Source organism: Stenotrophomonas veracruzanensis (genome assembly GCF_032911525.1).
GTDB classification, from domain to species: domain Bacteria; phylum Pseudomonadota; class Gammaproteobacteria; order Xanthomonadales; family Xanthomonadaceae; genus Stenotrophomonas; species Stenotrophomonas africana.
Genome location: NZ_JAWJTI010000008.1, coordinates 34545 through 53618 on the forward strand (window position 1 = coordinate 34545; position 19074 = coordinate 53618).

Annotated in this window: 18 protein-coding genes; 15 read left to right on the forward strand and 3 right to left on the reverse strand. The window is 65.6% G+C overall.

Going from position 1 to position 19074, the window contains the following annotated elements:
• The first annotated feature begins 4 nt into the window (after window positions 1-4).
• The 3 genes from R1H25_RS08140 (at window position 5) to R1H25_RS08150 (ending at window position 6143) form a co-directional block, all read left to right on the forward strand.
• Window positions 5-4774: an RHS repeat-associated core domain-containing protein gene (locus tag R1H25_RS08140; RefSeq protein WP_317223291.1), complete on the forward strand. Its 4770-nt coding sequence runs from the start codon at window positions 5-7 to the stop codon at window positions 4772-4774.
• A gap of 631 nt (window positions 4775-5405) precedes the next feature.
• A complete protein-coding gene (locus R1H25_RS08145) occupies window positions 5406-5639 on the forward strand; it encodes a hypothetical protein (RefSeq protein WP_317223292.1) in 234 nt (77 codons plus the stop codon).
• Between the two features lie 168 nt (window positions 5640-5807).
• Window positions 5808-6143, forward strand: coding sequence for a hypothetical protein (locus R1H25_RS08150; RefSeq protein ID WP_317223293.1), 336 nt, complete (start codon window positions 5808-5810; stop codon window positions 6141-6143).
• A 45-nt stretch (window positions 6144-6188) separates the two neighbouring features.
• Here R1H25_RS08150 and R1H25_RS08155 read toward each other — a convergent pair whose 3' ends face one another.
• The gene (locus R1H25_RS08155) at window positions 6189-6563 is read right to left on the reverse strand and encodes a hypothetical protein (RefSeq protein ID WP_317223294.1); all 375 of its coding nucleotides are present in this window, start codon (window positions 6561-6563) and stop codon (window positions 6189-6191) included.
• A 566-nt stretch (window positions 6564-7129) separates the two neighbouring features.
• Between R1H25_RS08155 and moaA the strand changes: the two genes are divergently transcribed.
• From moaA to R1H25_RS08210, 11 genes are all read left to right on the forward strand, one after another.
• Window positions 7130-8110 carry a GTP 3',8-cyclase MoaA gene (gene moaA / locus R1H25_RS08160; RefSeq protein ID WP_317223295.1) on the forward strand — a complete coding sequence of 327 codons (981 nt, stop codon included), beginning with the start codon at window positions 7130-7132 and terminating at the stop codon, window positions 8108-8110.
• Between the two features lie 8 nt (window positions 8111-8118).
• Window positions 8119-9114: a bifunctional molybdenum cofactor biosynthesis protein MoaC/MoaB gene (gene moaCB, locus R1H25_RS08165; protein ID WP_317223296.1), complete on the forward strand. Its 996-nt coding sequence runs from the start codon at window positions 8119-8121 to the stop codon at window positions 9112-9114.
• Window positions 9114-10367: a gephyrin-like molybdotransferase Glp gene (glp, locus tag R1H25_RS08170; protein WP_317223297.1), complete on the forward strand. Its 1254-nt coding sequence runs from the start codon at window positions 9114-9116 to the stop codon at window positions 10365-10367. Before moaCB ends, glp begins: the two co-directional genes overlap by 1 nt.
• On the forward strand, window positions 10367-10627 hold the full coding sequence (locus R1H25_RS08175; protein ID WP_053463023.1) for a MoaD/ThiS family protein: 261 nt from the start codon (window positions 10367-10369) through the stop codon (window positions 10625-10627). Before glp ends, R1H25_RS08175 begins: the two co-directional genes overlap by 1 nt.
• A 3-nt stretch (window positions 10628-10630) precedes the next feature.
• Window positions 10631-11131: a molybdenum cofactor biosynthesis protein MoaE gene (locus R1H25_RS08180; RefSeq protein WP_317223298.1), complete on the forward strand. Its 501-nt coding sequence runs from the start codon at window positions 10631-10633 to the stop codon at window positions 11129-11131.
• Window positions 11132-11164: 33 nt separating this feature from the next.
• A complete protein-coding gene (locus R1H25_RS08185) occupies window positions 11165-11713 on the forward strand; it encodes a molybdenum cofactor guanylyltransferase (protein WP_317223299.1) in 549 nt (182 codons plus the stop codon).
• Window positions 11710-12075 (forward strand): hypothetical protein, encoded by a 366-nt coding sequence (locus R1H25_RS08190; RefSeq protein WP_317223300.1) that lies wholly within the window; start codon window positions 11710-11712, stop codon window positions 12073-12075. The genes R1H25_RS08185 and R1H25_RS08190 overlap by 4 nt, the downstream gene beginning before the upstream one ends.
• 68 nt (window positions 12076-12143) lie before the next feature.
• Window positions 12144-12920, forward strand: a complete 777-nt coding sequence (locus R1H25_RS08195) for a helix-turn-helix domain-containing protein (protein ID WP_317223301.1) — start codon at window positions 12144-12146, stop codon at window positions 12918-12920.
• 18 nt (window positions 12921-12938) lie between these two features.
• The gene (gene modA, locus R1H25_RS08200) at window positions 12939-13682 is read left to right on the forward strand and encodes a molybdate ABC transporter substrate-binding protein (RefSeq protein ID WP_317223302.1); all 744 of its coding nucleotides are present in this window, start codon (window positions 12939-12941) and stop codon (window positions 13680-13682) included.
• Window positions 13683-13685: 3 nt separating this feature from the next.
• Entirely contained in the window at window positions 13686-14369 is a 684-nt protein-coding gene (gene modB, locus R1H25_RS08205; protein ID WP_049447647.1) for a molybdate ABC transporter permease subunit, read from the forward strand.
• The gene (locus R1H25_RS08210; protein ID WP_088480786.1) at window positions 14359-15027 is read left to right on the forward strand and encodes an ATP-binding cassette domain-containing protein; all 669 of its coding nucleotides are present in this window, start codon (window positions 14359-14361) and stop codon (window positions 15025-15027) included. The genes modB and R1H25_RS08210 overlap by 11 nt, the downstream gene beginning before the upstream one ends.
• A gap of 93 nt (window positions 15028-15120) precedes the next feature.
• On the opposite strand, the gene R1H25_RS08215 is transcribed toward R1H25_RS08210, so the two are convergent.
• Together R1H25_RS08215 and R1H25_RS08220 are read right to left on the reverse strand one after the other, a co-directional pair.
• Window positions 15121-16650 (reverse strand): sulfite reductase flavoprotein subunit alpha, encoded by a 1530-nt coding sequence (locus R1H25_RS08215; protein ID WP_317223303.1) that lies wholly within the window; start codon window positions 16648-16650, stop codon window positions 15121-15123.
• The gene (locus R1H25_RS08220) at window positions 16647-17075 is read right to left on the reverse strand and encodes a PAS domain-containing protein (RefSeq protein WP_088480784.1); all 429 of its coding nucleotides are present in this window, start codon (window positions 17073-17075) and stop codon (window positions 16647-16649) included. Before R1H25_RS08220 ends, R1H25_RS08215 begins: the two co-directional genes overlap by 4 nt.
• 441 nt (window positions 17076-17516) lie before the next feature.
• Here R1H25_RS08220 and glgA point away from each other — a divergent pair, with 441 nt between their 5' ends.
• The gene (glgA, locus tag R1H25_RS08225; RefSeq protein WP_080392825.1) at window positions 17517-19043 is read left to right on the forward strand and encodes a glycogen synthase GlgA; all 1527 of its coding nucleotides are present in this window, start codon (window positions 17517-17519) and stop codon (window positions 19041-19043) included.
• Window positions 19044-19074: the final 31 nt, after the last annotated feature.

Sequence of the window (19074 nt, forward strand, 5' to 3'; positions counted from 1 at the left end):
AGGGATGTTGGAACGACTGAAGACCCTCTCGCGTGCCGCGCTGGCGATTGTTGCCCTCGGCTGCTTAGCCTCTGCAGTGGCACAGGCGCAGGAAAGCAAGATTACCTGGCGCATTTCGCAGCCCGGCGGCGATGCGACTCAATACAAGACCCAACAGGCGGCGGTGGCTGCCATCAAGAACCTGCCCGCACCCAGCCCGTTCCCACCGGAGTTCCAGTTCGGCTGGCAATCTGTCGACAAGATCAAGTCGAAAGTCGTGGACTTGAACGGAAACACGTCGATCACCTACTGGATGGGGAAGGCGCAACCCTCTGATCCAGACTGGACCTATCTGAGTACAGCGGAGTTTTCGACCGAAGAGGCGATGGTTGCGAGCTATCTCGCGGACGTCCAGGCAAGCAACCCGGTCTGTCCGGGTGCTGCTGTTACACCACAGGGAGACTGGTTCTCCGGCGTGCCTGAAATGGAAGGCGTGGTCGAGTCCAGGTTCTATCAGATCACGCATATGATGGGGCAGAACACGGCCGAATCTCCCTGCGCGCCATATGTGAGTCAGACGGCCTTCGGTCGCAAACGCCGCCTTGATTGCCCTGTTCCGCTTACGCAGTGGTCCAACACACACAGCGCCTGCGCGAACGAGGAGTTCGTTGCGACCATCACCTCCAAGTCGCAGAAGTGCGACAAGGACGGCGCTGGCACGAATTGTGAGTCGGAAGAGGAGGGGGAGGCCACGAACAAGGCGCCCTGCGACGGAGCCGTAGGCAACCCTTGCGACGTAAAAACAGGCGAGAAGTACGAAATCGCACAGGATTTCGATCTGGGCTGGATCGCACTGACGCGCTTCTATCACTCCGGTATTTCTACTTCATCCGGTGGCTTCGGCTATGGCTGGACCCATTCGCTGGGAGCCCACCTGGCATTGGATGGTGTTGGCAGTGTTGGCATCATTGAAAGTACGGGCTTCCAGCGGGCGTTCAAGAAGATCGGCCAAGCCTACGAGGCGGATGACGATAGCGGGGATCGTCTCGTCCAGAACGGGAGCTGGACGCTGTATTCAGCGGGCTCCATCTCGACCTTCGGCGCGGATGGGCGTCTTGCCACCAAGCGCTTCCCGGATGGCACGTCGCTGACCTACATCTACGACGACAGCGACCGCCTGGCGGCCGTCACCCACAGCAGTGGCCGCACGCTGGAGTTCGTCTACCAGTCCAACGACTACGAGGCGCTGATCAGCTCGGTCCTGGTCGAAGGCATTCCGCTCGCCACCTATACCTACACACCGCAGAGCCAGGTTGCCACGGTGACCTATGCGGGTGGCGGTGTACGCTCGTATCACTACGAAAATCAGGACTTCCCCCAGCACCTGACGGGTATCACCGCCGAGGACGGTCGCCGCTACAGCACCTTTACCTATGATTCCGACGGCCGTGTGATCTCCAGTCAGCACGCCGGCGGTGCTGACGGCGTGACGCTGGCCTACAGCCCCAACGGCGGTGCGGTCGTGACCGACGCGCTTGGGCGGCAGACCGACTACACCCTGACACCCGGCGGCGACACCGCGCCGTCGCGCAAGGTGACCGGCCTGACCGATTCGCAGGGAACCGTCAGCCGAACCTACTACAACCAGAGTGTCGACTTCCGCCGGCGCCTGGATACCTACACCGATCGCCGCGGTGTCCAGACCAAGCACACCTATGCGCAGGGCACCGATGCGGTGAGCGGTCGTGCCGTCAGCATCCACACCGTGACTGAAGCGGTCGGCTTGCCCGAGCAGCGTGTGGTGACCACGGCGCGCGACGTCGAAGCCAATGCGGTACTGACCACCCGGATCGGCAGCCGCGAAACCCGCACGGCCTTCAATGCCCGACGCCAGCCGACGGCCAACACGGTGACCGACACCGCTTCCGGTCAGACGCGCATCACCAGCTACACGTACTGCGAAGCCGCCGATGTGGCAGCGGCAGGCAGCTGCCCGGTGGAGGGGCTGCTGAAGAGTGTGGATGGCCCGCGCACGGATGTGGCCGATGCGGTTACCTATGCCTATTACTCGGAGGATGATGCAGGGTGCGCGAACGGAGGTGCCTGCACCTATCGCAAGGGCGACCTGCGCAGCGTGACCAATGCGCTGGGCCAGACGGTCGAGACCCTGGCCTACGACGCGTTCGGGCGGCCGTTGTCGGTCAAGGATGCCAACGGCGTGGTGACCGAGTACACCTATCATGCCCGCGGCTGGCCAACCTCGGTCACCGTGCGCGGCGCGACCACTGTCGAGAATCGGGTCACCCAGATCAGCTACTGGCCGACCGGCCAGGTGCAACAGGTCACCGAGCCCGATGGCAGCAGCGTCACCTATGTCTACGATGCCGCGCTGCGCTTGACCGACATCGAGGACAACGTAGGCAACACGATTCACTACACACTGGACAACGCCGGCAATCGCCTCAAGGAAGACACGCTGGATACCAGCGGCACCCTCCGCCGTACCCTGGCACGGACGTTCAACACGCTCGGCCAGCTGACCGCACTGAAGGACGCGGGCAATCACGCCACCGGCTTCGCCTACGATGCGAACGGCAACCCGCAGACGGTGACCGACGCACTGCAGCGCATTACCAGCCAGCAGTACGACCCGCTGAACCGCTTGGCCCAGACCCTGCAGGACGTCGGCGGCGTGGCGGCGGAGATCCGCAGCCAGTACAACGTGCTGGACCAGGTTACCCAGGTCACCGACCCGAAGGGCCTGCATACCACCTACGCCTACAACGGTTTCGGTGACCTGACCGGGCAGGTCAGCCCGGATAGTGGCGCCAGCAGCTTCACCGTGGACGCCGCCGGCAACCGCAAGACGGCTACCGATGCGCGTGGCGTCACCGCCACCTATCACTACGATGCACTCAACCGCCTGATCGGCGTTGCCTATCCGGACCCCAATCTGGACGTGGGCTACAGCTATGACGTGGCACAGGCCGCCTGTGCCGTCGACGAGCGCTTTGGGAAGGGACGGCTGGGGCAGGTGCTGCACGCCAATGGCAGCACCCAGTACTGCCACGATCGCTTCGGCCAGGTCACCCGCAAGGTGCAGACCGTCAACGGCGTTGCCAGCACGCTGCGCTATGCCTACAGCAAGTCGGGTCGCCTGACCGCATTGACCTACCCCGACGGCAGCGTGGCCGACTATGTGCGCGACACCCAGGGGCGCATCAGTCAGATCGGTTTGACCCGACCCGGCCAGACGCGCCAGATCGTGGTGAACAACGTAACCTACGCAGCCTTCGGACCGGCCACCGGTTGGACCTACGGCAACGGCCGACAGCTGCAGCGTCCGCTGGATCTGGATTACCGCCCGCAGGCGGTGCACGACCCGGCCGCGGGCGGCCTGTCGCTGGGCTACGGCTATGACCCCGTCGGTTCGATCACCGAGCTGAAGAACGGCGCAGGTTCGATGGTGTTGGCCAAATACGCCTACGACACGCTGGGCCGCCTGACCCAGACCCAGGACGGCACGACCGGCACGCCGATTGAAACCTATACCTATGACGCCACCGGCAATCGCACCGCGCTGACCACCTCGGCAGGCACCGCCAACTACACCTATCCCGCAACCAGCCATCGCCTGACTGCGGTGGATGGCGAGTCGCGGACCCATGACGCAGCCGGCAATACCACCAGCATCGGCAGCAAGACGTTCACCTACAACGATGCCAATCGCATGAACGCGGTGAAGCAGGGCAATGCCGCACTGGAAAGCTACGCCTACAACCACCGCGGCGAGCGCGTGCTGCGCAAGCCGGCCGGTGGCGCAGCGCAGATCACGCTGTATGGCGAGGCGGGGAAGTGGCTGGGCAATTATTCGGCGACGGGCGAGGCTCAGCAGCAGGCGATCTGGCTGGACAACTACCCGGTGGCACTCATCAATGTGCCAAGCACAGGTGTGCCGGAGCTGGCCTATGTCCAGCCGGACCATCTGGGCACACCGCGTGTGGTGATCGACCCTGCGCGCGATGTTGCGATATGGGAGTGGAGCAGCAAGAGCGAAGTGTTCGGCAATCAGATTCCGAGTGCTGATCCAGATGGTGATGGCGTGCCATTCCTGTTGGCCCTCCGCTTTCCCGGACAGCAGTCAACCGATGCGAGCGGTTTCTTCTACAACTCGCAGCGAGAGTATGACCCTGCGATTGGGCGGTACTCCCAGGGAGATCCGCTGGGGTTGAATGGTGGGGTGTCGCTGTATCTGTATGCAGGTGCGAGGCCAGTCGCTTCGACGGATCCATTCGGCTTGCTGGAATGGGAGTTGAATCCCGTTGCATGGAAGAGGGGGACTCAAAATGGCGACATGACTGCGACGTACCCGGGCGCACCAACGTCTGAGTTCAGGGCGAATACACTTGCTCGGACAACCATGGAATGGACTATCAGCCCCAAGTGCAACTGTGATGCTGCCGGCCACTACCTTGAGGAGTATGCCGTCGGCCTCACTCCGACTGTGCTGATGCGCGATCGATATGATTCTCCTTCCATCAGGCGGTCGACGATGCGTGACGAAATGGATCATGTCGGAGACCTGCAGGGCTGGGCCGAGAATGCAAGAGCTGCCGCAGAGCGATTCGAAGCCAGTATTGGCGCAAACCGATATCAGAGCGCGCAGGAATGTGAGGTGAAAAGTGCCGCCGCAATGCAGAGCCATTTGTCGGAGAGCATTCTTCCTGCGGTGATCAGGTCAAGGCAACAGTGGGATGATAGTGGCAAGCATCGATTGATAATCAGGGGAAGGTGAATTGAAGAACGTCACGCTTTTCCTAGCGATCGCACTGAGTAGTGCGGCATGTTCCACTCTCGGTGGTAATAAGGTCTGCAGTGAGGCCCAGATACGGTATGTCGAATCGGCTTCAGTTGCCGAATCCCGGGTTGGCAGATTCGAGGTGACACATATGTCTGGTCCCACAATCCGGATTGCGCTCGACGGTCCTGACGGGCATGTCGCTGCCCGGAGCGCGGTCACCGAGCAGAGACCGAAGGGAAGCCCAAGCTGGAGGATTTTCAACCCGATCCTTGAGGAGGTCGCTGGCCCCACCCGGAGTCTGCGTGTCAGTAGTGGCAAGCCGCAGGTAGTATTGTTTGATGCAAACGGGCTCTTCGTTCCCGGGCAGGCAGATGAACATAAGGAATACTCAGTAGTGTTTCGCGACATCAATGGGTGTGAGTACAGGTCTGAGCCTTTCACCCCTTGATGCCGACTGCCGGGGCGAGGCTTGGGCTGTTTGTGGCGGGTTCAGGAATCCGTAGCGACACGCTATGCGCGGCGAGACGAAGGCGCATTAACGGTTACGGACGGAGTGTGAAATCCTAAAAAAGGGGCGGCGGCGTTCTTTGCCAAAGAGTCCACGTGAGGTACGCCTTCGTCGTAGATGAATGAGGATTTCAACGCGCTCGAATGGTGTGACGCCACGATGCTGGCCATCAACATCGACAGAAGCAATCCTGGCGTATCCGACGAGGTAAAGGTCCACGTGCGCTGGCCGGATGGCCGGCAGGCAGCCGTTTGCTTCTCGGAAGCCTACGGGTGCTCGGCGCTCATGAACTTCGGCGTGTTGGGTGGAGAGGGGATAGAGTTTGCCGGGGTCGACGATGACGAGCCGTGACTTGCTGATCTTCTTGATCGTTGGAAGGCGGTCGGCTCTATCCGTTGTCCGGACTGAAGTGTTTCCGTATCGAGACCAGCTCGACCGGAAGCGTCATTCTCATCTACGCCAAGACATGGCGGATCGAGCATCTGCCGATGGCGGACGCGGTGCTCTGAAGGACATCCCGTGCCCAGATTTCTCACCCCCGACGAGGTCTCCCTCATCCACAGGCTGCTGCCTGGGACGATCGAGCTGTCCGAACGGTTGTTGAAGGATCTGGCGCTCGCCCAGGTGGAGGATGTGGGTGTCGTCGGATTCGGGGGCGTGGTGTTCCTGTCCAGCACGACCCAGGTCTTCGGAAGCGACATTGCCACGGCCATGCTTGCCGATGCCGATGGCGTGCCGGTGAGGGTCACCTTGTGCCTGGACAATCACGATCAGCTCTTCGAGCTGGAGCTGTGCAAGGTGGACTTCTCGCCGATCATCGGCGTCGATCTGAGGAGCGCTTTCAGCGAGCACTGACGCCTGCTGAAAGCGGTCCAAGCTGAAGGGCGTTGTGCATCGCGTTCACCCTTCGGGCTGCAACTGCCCCACCGCCTGCGCGCACAACGACTGGCAGGCCATGACCAATCCCTCCATCACCCGGTCGCCCACGTACTCTTCCGGTTCGCCGTTCTGCCGGGTGCGTTCCGCCGCCAGCAGCATTTCCAGCACCACCCGCAACCCGCTCAACGCGCAATCGGCATCGGCGAGGGCCAGGCAGCGGCCGGGTAGTTGATGCCGCTCCGGCCAGGGTTGTCCGTCGGCTGCTGCACCGGAGCCGATGCGGTTGAGATTGGCAATCAAGGTGTTTCTGTCCACTGCAGGCGCAGCCTGTGGCGAACCGTCGTCGCGGGCGGTGCTGCGGTAGGCGTGCAGATGCGGGAAGTCCGATTCGTTCATGGCAAGGCTCCGTGCAGGGCAATCGGTAGCCGCCACCCGAAAGGTGGCGGGCGGTACGTGGTTCGAATCCGGGTTGGCTTCAAGCCGGCGGGCGCGAACGCCCCCAACGCACCGCCCGCCATAGCCGGCAGACGGATTGCCAGCCGGCGCCACGCATGGTGACGCCGGCTGGCAAGCGCACTTACTCAAAGCCAACACGGGATTCGAAGCCCGGCCACCCCTTTTCCGGTGGCACGCCCATCTGAGCCCCTGGCGCTGTGCAATGCCAATCAGAAGAGTTGCAAACATCACTCGATTGGAGACGCTTTTGGCATTCTCACATGCAGTTGAGCACCGCCAGCGCTGGCTGGCGTGGGGATCCGCCCGCACCGTGCAATCTGCGACAGGTGTCGAGGTTGCCACGGCGAACGGGACGGGCGGGGAGGGCCTATCGCGACAGGTGGCGCCAATTCAGGCTGCGTGCCTCCCGGGTTGACGCTTTCAACGCCCCAGCGCACTCTGCGGGCTGGGGTCGACAACCCGTTCAGGGGCAGGGCTGCAGGGTGGTACCAGGAGGCGGAACAGCCATGAGCCAACTCACCGACAGCTTCGGACGCAGCTTTCCGTACCTGCGCTTGTCGCTCACCGAAGCCTGCAACTTCCGGTGCAGCTACTGCCTGCCCGATGGGTACCAGGCAGATGGCCGCCCGCGCTTCCTGCAGGTGGATGAAATCGCGCGCCTGGTGCGGGCCTTCGTGGCGTTGGGCATGAGCAAGATCCGCCTGACCGGCGGCGAGCCCAGCCTGCGCAAGGACCTGGATGAGATCATCGCCACCGTGGCGGCAGTGCCGGGCATCCGCAAGGTGGCCATCACCACCAATGGCACGCTGCTGCCGCGGCGCCTGCCGGGTTGGCACCGGGCCGGCCTGACCGCGCTGAACGTGAGCATGGACAGCCTGCAACGCGAGCGTTTCCACACCATCACCGGGCACGACCGCCTGCCGGAGATCCAGCAGGGCCTGGCGCTGGCGCAGGCGCTGGGCCTGCCGGCGATCAAGCTCAATGCGGTGCTGCTGCGTGGCCTGAACGACGACGAGCTGCCGCAGTGGATGGACTACCTGCGTGACCGGCCCTTCAGCGTGCGCTTCATCGAGCTGATGCGCACCGGCGACAACGAAGCCTATTTCCAGCGCCACCACCTGCGCGCCGACCTGGTGATCGAGCAGCTGCTGGCCGCTGGCTGGCACGAGCGTCTGCGCGCCGCCGATGCCGGCCCGGCGCGCGAGTTCGGCCACCCTGACCATCGCGGCCGCATCGGCATCATCGCGCCGTACTCGCGTGATTTCTGCAAGGGCTGCAACCGCCTGCGGGTGACCGCCAAGGGCGACCTGCGGCTGTGCCTGTTCGGCGAGTTCGGCGTGCCGCTGCGCCCGCTGCTGCAGCGCGATGAGGACCATGACGCGCTGCTGGCACGCATCACCACACAGCTTGGCCTGAAAACGGCCGGGCATGGATTGCACCAGGGCCAGACCGGGCTGACCCCGCATCTGGCCTCCATCGGAGGATGAGCAACACGATGAGTGGGGAATTGAACGCGGCCTTCCACATGGCCGATGTGCGCAACAAGCGCATCAGCCGCCGCCGTGCGGTGGCGGTGGGCGAGCTGCATGCCGGTCCAGTGGCCTATCCGCTGATTGTCGAGCGCCGCCTGCCAAAGGGCGATGCGCTGGTGATGGCCGAGATTGCCGGTCTGCAGGGCGCCAAGATGGCGTCGATGCTGATGCCGCTGTGCCATCCGCTGCCGCTGGAACTGGTGCAGGTCTTCTGCGCGCCGGTGCCGGAACGGCAGGCGATCCGCGTGTGGTGCGAGTGCGCCAGCGAGGCGCGCACCGGCGTGGAGATGGAGGCACTGGCCGGCGTCAACGCGGCGCTGCTGACCCTGTACGACCTGAGCAAGCCGGTGGAACCGGCCCTGCGCATCGAAGGCATCCGCCTGCTGTTCAAGGAGGGCGGCAAGCGCGGTGTCTGGCTGCACCCGGAAGGCATGGACGAGGCCGAGCGTGAGCGGTTCAAGCCGCGTGCGCCGAAGGGCCTGGAAGGCGCGGCCTGCGCGGTGATCACGCTGAGCGATCGCGTCAGCGAAGGCACCTATGAGGATATCTCTGGACCGACCCTGGTGACCGGGCTGAAGAAGCTGGGTGGCGAGGTGGTGGTCGCCGAAGTGCTGCCCGATGGCATCGAGCCGTTGGCCAGCCGCCTGCAGTCCTTGGCCGCCGAGGGCGTGCGCCTGTGCCTGTGTACCGGCGGTACCGGGCTGGGCCCGCGTGATCTGACCCCGGAGGCGCTGCGTTCCTTGAACGCGCGGCCGGTGCATGGCCTGGCGCAGATGGTGCGGGCACTGAGTGCGCAGCACACGCCGATGGCCTGGCTGAGCCGCGCCGAGGTGGTGCAGCTGGGCAACATGCTGGTGTTTGCATTGCCGGGCAGCCCGAAGGCAGCGGCGCAGTGCCTCGATATTCTGGCGCCGGTGCTGGGCCACGCCCTGGCCATGGTCGATGGCGGTGGCCACTGATGATTGCCTACAGCGAGGCCTTGCAGCATCTGCTGGATGCGGCCACGCCGCTGCCGGCCGAACATCTGCCGCTGCATGAGGCTGGCGGCCGTACCTTGGCCAGCGACATCCACAGCGCGCAGTCGTTGCCGCCGTTCGACAATTCGGCGATGGACGGCTTCGCGCTGCGCGCCAACGGCGCAACGTTCGAAGCCGGTACCGAATTTGCCGTGCAGGGTTGGCAGGCGGCTGGCGATGCTGGCGCCGAAGGCCGCGAGGGTGCCTGGGAAATCATGACCGGTGCGCGCATGCCGGTTGGGCTGGATACGGTGGTGCCGGTCGAGAACGTGGAGATCCTCGCCAGCGAGGACGGCCGCCCGACCCGCATCGCCCTGAAGGCATCGGTGAAGCCGGGCCAGAACGTGCGCCTGCGCGGCGAAGACGTTAGCGACGGCGAGCGCGTGCTGCAGGCCGGGCAGGTGCTGGACATCAACGCGCGCACCTTGCTGCATGCGATCGGCGTGGCTCAGGTGGCGGTGATGGCACGGCCGAAGGCCGCGGTGATCGCCACCGGCAAGGAGCTGGTGACCGAAGCTGCGCAGACGCTGGAATCCGGGCAGATCCGTGACAGCAACCGGCCGTACCTGGTCGGCCGCCTGCAGGCCGCCGGTGCCGAGGTGGTCTGGCAGGGCACGGTGGGCGATGAGGTGGCCGCGTTCAACGCGGTCCTGGATGAAGCGCTGGACGCGGGTGCGCAGCTGTTGATCAGTACCGGCGCGGTTTCGGCCGGCCGCTACGATTTCATTCCCGACGCGCTGCGCGGCCGGGGGGCGCGCATCGTGTTCCACAAGGTGGCGATCCGCCCCGGCAAGCCGTTGCTGTTCGCGGTGCTGCCCAATGGCGCGCTGTATTTCGGCCTGCCGGGCAACCCGGTGTCGGCCGCCGTGGGCCAGCGTTTCTTCGTCGAGCCGGTGCTACGCCGCCTGCTGGGGCTGGCACCCGAGCAGGTGTTGACGTTGCCCCTGCAGGCCGACGTGCGCACGCCGCACGGCCTGCGCTTCCATGCGCGGGCGCGGGTGGAAGTGGACGCGCAGGGCCGCCTGAGTGCGCGCGTGCTGGCCGGGCAGGAGTCGTTCCGTTTGATGTCCATGCTGCAGGCCAACGCCTGGGTGGTGCTGGAAGGCGAGGGCGGCGTGGTCGCTGCCGGCACGCCAGTGCGCGTGCAGGGCTGGGGTCATCAGAACCCCGTGCAGCTGGCGAGCCAGGAGTCGTGATGAGACAGGTGAATCTGCAGTTGTTCGGTGCGTTTTCCGATCTGGACGCCAGCCGCGAAATCGCGGTGGAAGTGGCTGGCGGCACTGTGGCCGATCTGCGCCAGGCGCTGCGTGAGCTGCTGCCGGTGCGGTGGCCGGGTTTCCGTGCCGGTTTGCTGGATTACTCGGCATTCGCCGACCAGCAACGCGTGCTGCGCGACCACGAGGCGTTGCCCGACGATGGCCGGGTGGCGATCCTGCCGCCGGTGAGCGGGGGCTGAGCGATGAGCGAGACGATCATCACGAAGGTGGTGGACCGCGCGCAGGCGGCGATCGATCCGACCGAGGGCATCGCGGCGGTGTCCGACCCGGGCTTCGGCGGCATCGATGTGTTCATCGGCAAAGTGCGCGACGTCAATGTGGGCCGGCGGGTGACCGGGATCACCTACGACCTGTTCGAGCCGCTGGTGCTGAACGAATTCAAGCGCCTGGCCGCCGAGGTCGAAGCCACGTTCGGTCCGAAGCTGAAGCTGTATGTGGCCCATGCCAAGGGCCGGTTGGGTATCGGCGATGTGGCGGTGGTGGTGGCCGCCGGCAGCCCGCACCGTGACGAGGCGTTCCGGGCCTGCCGGCAGCTGATCGAGGTGGTCAAGCACCAGTGCCCGATCTGGAAGCAGGAGCATTACGAAGACGGCGACAGCCAGTGGAGCGAAGGTTGCAGCCTGTGCCATGCCGACAGCGAACCCCAACATGACCATGGCCATGCGCACGACCACCCGCATTGATGCCGGTGCAGCCACGCATGGCGTTGCTCTACCATGAATGGAACCATCAACGGCATCGTGCTGGCCGGTGGCCTGTCCGCGCGCATGGGCCGCGACAAGGCACTGCTGCCCTGGCAGGGGCGCACATTGCTGGAACACATGCGCGGCCTGTTGAAGCAGGCGGGCGCGCGCGAGGTCTGGGTCAGCGGTGACTACCCGGCGTTTGGCGGGATCCCGGATCGGGTTGCGCGCTGCGGACCACTGGGCGGCCTCTATAGCGTGGCGATGCAGATGCCTGATGGCCCTGCCTGGGTAGTGCCGGTCGATACGCCGCAGGTGACACCCATGCTGTTGCAACGGCTGCAGGCCGAACAAGCGCGTGCCTGCACGGTGTTCGACGATGAACCGTTGCCGATGCGGTTGCAGATCGATGATCATTGCCGCCGCGTGCTGCAGGCCTTGATCGATGACCCGACGGCGCGCCGTTCACTGCGCGCCCTGCAGGAACGCCTGGGCGTGACACGGTTGCCGCTGGCGCCGGAGGATCAGGCGATGCTGCTCAACTGCAATACCCCGTCGGAATGGGAGTCCATCACAGCATGAAGGTCCAGTTGCAACAGCAATCGATGCGCCTGCGCGTGGATGAAGTGGAACTGGCACGACTGCTGGCCGGTGAATCGGTGGAGAACCTGACGCGCTTTGGTGGCAGCGGTGGCTGGGGCGCAGCGCTGTCGCTGCATGCCGGCGATCAGGCGGTGCTGCTCGATGGCGGGACATTCTGCCGGTTGGTGCTGCCACGCGAAGCGGTTCAAGCACTAGCGAAGAGGCTGCCCTGCCGCGATGGCCTGGGCTTCGGTATCGCGTTGGACGATGACAGCATGCTGCAGCTGCAGTTCGACGTGGACGTGCGCGACAGCATGCGCCAGCGTGGCCCGCAGCGACGCTCTGAACCTGCGCCAGAGTAGGCGCATGGTGCGCAGGGTGGGGCGCCCCGCTGTCGTATGATGACGGCCTTCGTTCCTGCGTTGCTGCAATGCCCCTGAACCCCTCCGCTCCCTCTGCGTCCCGACCGGCTACGCCCAATCCGGCAGCGGCCGATGACGGTGACGCGCTGCACTTCTGCAGTACCTGTGCGTTCTCCGACGCCTGCATGTCGCAGGGCTACGACAAGACCGCGCTGGGCGAGCTTCATGTGCTGGTCGACCACGTCGGCCCGTTCCAGGCCGGCGACTATCTTTTCCGTGCGGGCGATCCGTTCGATTCGATCGCAGCGGTCCGCGCGGGCATGGTCAAGACCTTTGTCGATGACAGCCAGGGCAGCGAGCAGGTGCTGGGTTTCAGCCTGCCGGGCGAGGTGATCGGGCTCAATGCCATCCACGGCGCGCGCTTCCCGTGCAACGCCGTGGCGCTGGACACCGTCTACCTGTGCCGGATCTCGTTCCCGCGATTGAGCCTGCTGGCCACCCGCATGCCGGGGCTGCAGGCGCGGCTGTTCAGCCTGCTCAGCGCCGAGATCGGCAAGGTGGCCACGCTGGCCGCCAACCATCGCACCGAGGAGCGCATGGCGGCGTTCCTGCTGGATCTTTCCGAGCGCTATGCCCGGCGGGGCTTCTCGGCGACCCGATTCAACCTGAGCATGGCCCGCACCGATATCGCCAACTACCTGCGGATGGCGCCGGAGACGGTGAGCCGCGTGCTGCGCCGTTTGAGCGAAGAGGGTGTGATTGCGGTGAACCAACGTGAGATGCTGTTGCTGGACCCGGACCGGCTGGCGGAACTGGCCGTAGCCCGGGACGCCGGACTGGACTGATCAGGCAGAGGGCTGGGCATGAAGCGAGCGGCATTGTTGTTGCTGGGACTGCTGGCCACGGTGCCGGCCTGGGCGGCTGAGCTGACGGTGTCGGCGGCATCGAGCCTGACCGAGAGCTTCCGCGAACTCGGCACTGCCTATGAGAAGGCGCACCCGGGAACCAGGGTCGATTTCAACTTCGCCGCGTCCGGCGTGCTGCTGCAGCAGATCAGCCGTGGCGCGCCGGTGGATGTGTTCGCCTCGGCCGATGAAACCACGATGGACCAGGCCCAGCGGCAGGATCTGCTGGCGGCCGGCAGCCGCGAGGTGTTTGCGGTGAATGCGCTGTGGGTGGTGGTGCCGCCGCAGGCCAAGGCCGCGCCGCGCACCCTGAAGGACCTGGCCGGTGCCGGCGTGCAGCGCATCGCACTGGGCAACCCGGACAGCGTGCCGGTTGGCCGCTATGCCAAGAGTGCGTTGGAAGCGGCGGGCCTGTGGCCGTCGCTGCAGGGCAAGACCATCACCACCCAGAACGTGCGCCAGTCGCTGGATTACGTGGCGCGCGGTGAAGTGGACGCCGGCTTCGTCTATGCCACCGATGCGCAGGCGATGCCCGACCGGGTGCGCCGCGCCTTTGCGGTGCCGGTGTCTGGGCGCATTGCCTATCCGCTGGCCGTGGTCAAGGCCAGCCCACAGCAGGCGGAAGCCAAGCGCTTCACCGCCTTCGTGCGTTCGGCACAGGGCCAGGCGATCCTGGCCAAACACGGGTTCGGCAAGCCCTGAGGCATGGATCTGGACTGGAGCGCATTGGGGTTGTCGCTGAAGGTGGCCGGCTGGGCCACCGCGATCAATCTGGTGCTGGGCGTGGCACTGGGCGCGCTGCTGGCGCGTCGGCGTTTTCCCGGCCGTGAGCTGCTGGATTCGTTGCTGACCCTGCCGATGGTGCTGCCACCGACGGTGCTGGGCTATTACCTGCTGGTGCTGATCGGCCGCAACGGCCCGATCGGCGCGTGGCTGCAGTCGTGGTTCGGTATCAACCTGGTGTTCACCTGGCAGGCTGCCGTGATCGCTGCGGCGGTGGCCTCGCTTCCGCTGGTGTTCAAGCCGGCGCGCGCGGCGTTCGAAGAAGTGGACGGGCAGTTGGAACAAGCCGCACGCACGCTCGGTGTGTCCGAAGCCGCAGTGTTCTTCCGCGTCACGCTGCCACTGGCCTGGCGTGGCATTCTTGCCGGTCTGTTGCTGGCGTTTGCTCGCGCGATGGGCGAGTTCGGCGCGACGCTGATGGTGGCTGGCAGTATTCCTGGCCGCACGCAGACGCTGTCGATCGCCATCTACGAGGCGGTGCAGGCCGGTCAGGATGGCAAGGCCAACGCGCTGGTGATCCTGACCTCGGTGGTCTGCATCGTGATTCTGTTGCTGGCTGCGCGGCTGGTGGGCGGACCTCGCCGGGAGCTGCGCGATGTGGCTTGACCTGCAGGTGCAGCGTCGCCTGCTGGCAGCAGGCCAGGAATTCGTGCTGGATGTCGCGCTGCAGTGCACGCAGCGCCAGGTGGTGCTGTTCGGCCCCTCGGGCGCGGGCAAGAGCCTGACCCTGAAGGCGGTGGCCGGGCTGCTGCGGCCGGGGCAGGGGCATGTACGGCTGCAGGGGCAGACCCTGTTCGATGCGGCCACCGGTGTGGATCTGCCGCCGCAGCGCCGCCGGTTGGGCTATGTCTTTCAGGACTACGCGTTGTTCCCGCACCTGAGCGTGCGCCAGAACGTGGCGTTCGGGCTGGAGCGCGGCTGGTTCAATCCATTGCGCAGCCGGCGCATCGATGCGGTGGAGCAGTGGTTGCACGCATTCCGCATCGACACGGTGGGCGATCTGCTGCCGTCGCAGGTATCGGGTGGCCAACGTCAGCGTACCGCCCTGGCGCGGGCTTTGGTGACCCAGCCACAGGCGCTGCTGCTGGATGAGCCGTTCTCCGCTCTGGACCACGACCTGCGCCAGCACCTGCGCCAGGAGCTGGAAACGGTGCTGGACCGGACCGGCATCCCGTTGTTGTTGATCAGCCACGATCCACAGGATGTGGCGATGTTCGGCCAGCAGGTGGCGCGCGTGGTGGATGGTCGCATCGTCGGTGGTTGAGCTGCGGTTGTAGAGCCGAGCCCATGCTCGGCTGCTGTTAGTGGTGTCGCGAAAAGCAGCCGAGCATGGGCTCGGCTCTACAGGATCAACAGATCAATACAACTCACAGTGCGTGCGACCTTCGCCCCGCAGCGCGTCCCAGTGCCCTTCGCCACCGATGGCATCGATGGCTTCGCGCACCGCGCTTTCCAGGTGGCGCTTGTTGCCGCACAGGTACAGATGCCCGCCGCGGGCCAGGACATCGCGCACTTCGCTGGCGCGCTGTTGCAGCACATGCTGCACATAGACCTTTTCCGCGCCGTCGCGCGAGAACGCAGTATGCAGGCTGGTCAGCACGCCACGCGTGTGCCAGTCCTGCAGCTGTTCCCTGTAGAGGTAGTCGTGCTTGCTGTGCTTCTCGCCGAATACCAGATGCACCTCGCGCTCGTGGGCGTTGGCCTGCAGCTCCTGTATCAGGCCCATCAGCGGTGCAATCCCGGTACCGGTGCCGACCAGCAGCAGCGGTGCCTCGCCGGTATCGGGCAGGTGGAAGCCGGGGTTGGAGCGGCAGTACACACGGGCATGGTCGCCGCCATGCAGCAGGCTGCCGGTGGCAGTACCGAAGCGCTCGCGGCCGCGCAGGGTGTAGCGCACTTCGCGCACGCACAGGCTCAGCTGGTCGTCGCACGGGTGCGAGGCGATGGAATAGGCACGCGGCAGCCGCAGTGACAGCAGTTCACGCAGCCGGGCCAACGGCACGCTGTCCGGCGTGGCGTGGTCCTGCAGCACGTCCAGCAGGTCCAGGCCGTGCAGGTAGGCGTCCAGCTCGCGCTTCTGGCTGACCTTCAACAGGCCCTTCAGCAGCTCGCTGCCACCGAGCCTGGCCAGTTCGCGAAGCACGCCCTTACTCAGCAGGCGCAGCTCGCGGTCATGCAGGGCGGCCACGGCGGCAGTGTCGCCGTACCAGCTCGCCACCGCGTGCAGCAGGGTTGGATCGTTCCCCGGCACCACGTGCAGGGTGTCGCCCGCGCGGAAGGCCATGCCGCTGCCGGCAATGTCCAACTGCAGGTGCCACGCCGCCGGGTCGCTGCTGTTCAAGCGGCGGCGTTCGAGAATAGGCGCGGCAAAGGCATTGTCTTCGCCATAAGCGGTGACCTGCAGGTGCAGGTCCTGGCCAGCGTTGAGGTCGCCATCCAGCACCTGGCCCAGCACCGGCTGCCATTGCTGGAAGAACTGCTCGTAGCCCAGGTCGGCATCCACGCGGTGCAGCAGTGGCTGCGCCTGGCGCTCGCGCAGGGCGGCATCCAGCGCCTTGGTAAAGCCGCAGAAGCTCGGGTAGCCGGTGTCACCAAGGCCGAACACCGCATAGCGCAGACCGCTCAGCGTTGGGGTCTGGCGTAGCGTTTCGAAGAACTGCTCGCCGTTGGCTGGCGGCTCGCCATCGCCGAACGAGCTGGAAATCGCCAGCAGCACATCGCCGTGGCCGAGACTGGCCACGTCGATGTCGTTGAACGGAAGCACCTGCGGCGCGTGCGGCTGCAGGTCCACGCCCAGACGCTGGGCCAGGGCGCGGGCATTGCCCGACTCGGACGCGAAACCCACCAGCAGGCGGCTGAAGGGCGTACTGGTCGGGACGGCGTTCACGCGGCCTCGTAGAAGTCGTCGAACTTTTCCTTGCTGAACTCGACCAGGTCGTAGTTCTGCATCAGGTCGTTCACCACGCGGCGGATGCTGATGTACGAAGTGATGTTGCCATCGGCGTCGAACAGCGGCTGCACGGTCGTGTCGACCACGTAGAGCACGCCGCCTTTTCCAAGGTTGGGCACGATGCCGGTCCAGGTCTTGCCGGCCTTGATGGTGTCCCACATGTCCTTGTAGACGGCCTTGGGAACATCCGGATGGCGCACGATGCTGTGCGGCTGGCCGATCAGTTCTTCGCGGGCGAAGCCGGTGAGCGTGCAGAACAGGTCGTTGGCGTAGGTGATGTTGCCCTGCAGGTCGGTGGTGGAAATCACCATGACGTTCTGCATGGCGTTCAGCAGCTGGGCGTTGTCGGGGATGTAGCTCATCGCAGGGTCCTTGTGGATGCCGGCCGCGCCGGCGTGTTCGGGTCCTGCATAGGAATACGCCCGCGCGGCGGCGGGCGGTTTGACATTGGTCAAGCGCGTGGCGCGAAGGCCTGCGACCGGGTGTCGCAGGAGAATCTCCGTAGCGCCGAGTCCGTGCTCGGCTCACGCGGCAAACGGGATTGCCAGCAGCCGAGCGTGGGCTCGGCTCTACATGAGAGACACGGGCGGGAGGCGGGTGGACGTCATGTGTACTGAGCTCATGACGTGTTGTCACAAAGAAATCGCCATGGCTTCACGGTTGATTGATCGCATGCAGGGCTATTGTCGTCCTGAGCCTCTCGCTGACGTCCCCCACGTCCTGCGTCGACTTCCTCCCCACCATCAGCGCCCATCAGGGCGCTGCTGGCGTCCGTCTACCTGAAATACCCGAGAGACCCTCCCATGGCCAGCGCTGTCCAGTCCGCTTCATCTGTTGCGACCTCTTCCGGTTCGCTGGTGCCGATCGGCACCCGCCGTGGCCACTCGCAACCATTGCAGCTGCCTGAACTGGTACAGCGCGTGTTGTTCGTCGCCACCGAGATGGCCGACTTCATAAAGGCCGGAGGCCTGGGCGACGTGGCCGCAGCCCTGCCGCGTGCGGTACGCGGCGCCTGTGATTCGCGCGTGCTGCTGCCCGGCTACCCGGAGGTACTGCAGCGCCTGCCACAGCTGCAGCGGGTGGGGCAGGTCAGCTCGCGGGCCGGCTTGCCAGCGTGCACGATCGGCATGGCGGTGCAGGCAGACGGTCTTCCGATCTATGTGCTGCTCTCGCCTGAGCTGTACGAGCGTGAAGGATCGCCCTACGTCGACGGGCAGGGCCAGGAGTGGAAGGACAACGCGGTTCGCTTCGCCACGCTCTCACACGCGGCCGCGGAGATCGCGGCCGGGCGTGCCGGGCTGGACTGGTCGCCGCAGCTGCTGCACCTGAACGACTGGCCCGTGGCGCTGGCTGCGGCATACGTGCGCTGGGACCGGACAGCCGTGCCGACCCTGCTGACCATCCACAACCTGGCTTACCAGGGGCTGTTTCCGTACGCGCTTGCCCCTGCGCTGGGCGTACCGGCCGAACACCTGGATGAGCTTCACTTCCACGGGCAGATGTCGTTCCTGCAGGGCGGGATCACCAATGCCACGCGCCTGAACACGGTCAGCCTGCGCTACGCGCAGCAGATCACTGCCCCGGACGATGGTTGCGGGTTGCACGACCTGTTGGCGCGCCGAGCGGCTGGTGGCCACCTCAGCGGCATCGTCAACGGCATCGACGCCAGCTGGGACCCGCGTCGTGACATCCACCTCAAGGCCCACTTCGGCATTGGTGAGTGGACAGGTCGTGCCACCAATGCGCACGCGGTGCGCAGTGCATTCGGCCTGGCGCCCTCCGCTGGTCCGCTGTTCGCGGTGGTCTCCCGCCTGGTGCACCAGAAGGGCCTGGACATCACCTGCGACGTGGCGCCACAGATCGTGGCGGCCGGCGGCCAGCTGGTCATCATCGGAGGCGGCGAGCCGCAGGTGGAAGCGCAGGTGCAGGCGCTGGCCCGGCGCTACCCGGGTCGCGTGGGCGCATTCATCGGCTTCGAAGAGGCGCTGGCCCGCCAGATGTTTGCCGGCGCCGACTTCCTGCTGATGCCTTCGCGTTTCGAACCCTGCGGGCTGAGCCAGATGTACGCGCAGCGCTTTGGCTGCCTGCCTATCGCGCACGCGACCGGCGGCTTGGTGGATACCGTCGAGGATGGCGTGACCGGATTCCTGTTCCACGGCGCCAATGCTGATGGCCTGCGCCGTTGCGTGGAACGGGCGATGCGCACCTTCCGCCTGCCGGGCCTGCTGCAGGCCATGCGCCGCGCCGCCATGCTCCGGCCAGGTGGCTGGGATGCGGCGGGGCGTGCGTATCTGGCGCTGTACCAGCAGACTTGCCAGGTGGCCGCATGAGCCACGACAGCCTGCATCCGGCCAGCCTTGA

Excerpts from the sequence above, each read along its gene's own strand:
- R1H25_RS08175 (WP_053463023.1), top strand. The coding sequence starts at position 10,367 with ATGAGACAGGTGAATCTGCAGTTGTTCGGTGCGTTTTCCGATCTGGAC.
- R1H25_RS08220 (WP_088480784.1), bottom strand. The coding sequence starts at position 17,075 with ATGAGCTACATCCCCGACAACGCCCAGCTGCTGAACGCCATGCAGAAC.
- R1H25_RS08155 (WP_317223294.1), bottom strand. The coding sequence starts at position 6,563 with ATGAACGAATCGGACTTCCCGCATCTGCACGCCTACCGCAGCACCGCC.
- modA (WP_317223302.1), top strand. The coding sequence starts at position 12,939 with ATGAAGCGAGCGGCATTGTTGTTGCTGGGACTGCTGGCCACGGTGCCG.
- glp (WP_317223297.1), top strand. The coding sequence starts at position 9,114 with ATGATTGCCTACAGCGAGGCCTTGCAGCATCTGCTGGATGCGGCCACG.
- moaCB (WP_317223296.1), top strand. The coding sequence starts at position 8,119 with ATGAGTGGGGAATTGAACGCGGCCTTCCACATGGCCGATGTGCGCAAC.
- R1H25_RS08195 (WP_317223301.1), top strand. The coding sequence starts at position 12,144 with ATGCCCCTGAACCCCTCCGCTCCCTCTGCGTCCCGACCGGCTACGCCC.
- glgA (WP_080392825.1), top strand. The coding sequence starts at position 17,517 with ATGGCCAGCGCTGTCCAGTCCGCTTCATCTGTTGCGACCTCTTCCGGT.
- R1H25_RS08190 (WP_317223300.1), top strand. The coding sequence starts at position 11,710 with ATGAAGGTCCAGTTGCAACAGCAATCGATGCGCCTGCGCGTGGATGAA.
- R1H25_RS08180 (WP_317223298.1), top strand. The coding sequence starts at position 10,631 with ATGAGCGAGACGATCATCACGAAGGTGGTGGACCGCGCGCAGGCGGCG.
- moaA (WP_317223295.1), top strand. The coding sequence starts at position 7,130 with ATGAGCCAACTCACCGACAGCTTCGGACGCAGCTTTCCGTACCTGCGC.
- R1H25_RS08210 (WP_088480786.1), top strand. The coding sequence starts at position 14,359 with ATGTGGCTTGACCTGCAGGTGCAGCGTCGCCTGCTGGCAGCAGGCCAG.
- modB (WP_049447647.1), top strand. The coding sequence starts at position 13,686 with ATGGATCTGGACTGGAGCGCATTGGGGTTGTCGCTGAAGGTGGCCGGC.
- R1H25_RS08185 (WP_317223299.1), top strand. The coding sequence starts at position 11,165 with ATGAATGGAACCATCAACGGCATCGTGCTGGCCGGTGGCCTGTCCGCG.
- R1H25_RS08140 (WP_317223291.1), top strand. The coding sequence starts at position 5 with ATGTTGGAACGACTGAAGACCCTCTCGCGTGCCGCGCTGGCGATTGTT.
- R1H25_RS08145 (WP_317223292.1), top strand. The coding sequence starts at position 5,406 with ATGAATGAGGATTTCAACGCGCTCGAATGGTGTGACGCCACGATGCTG.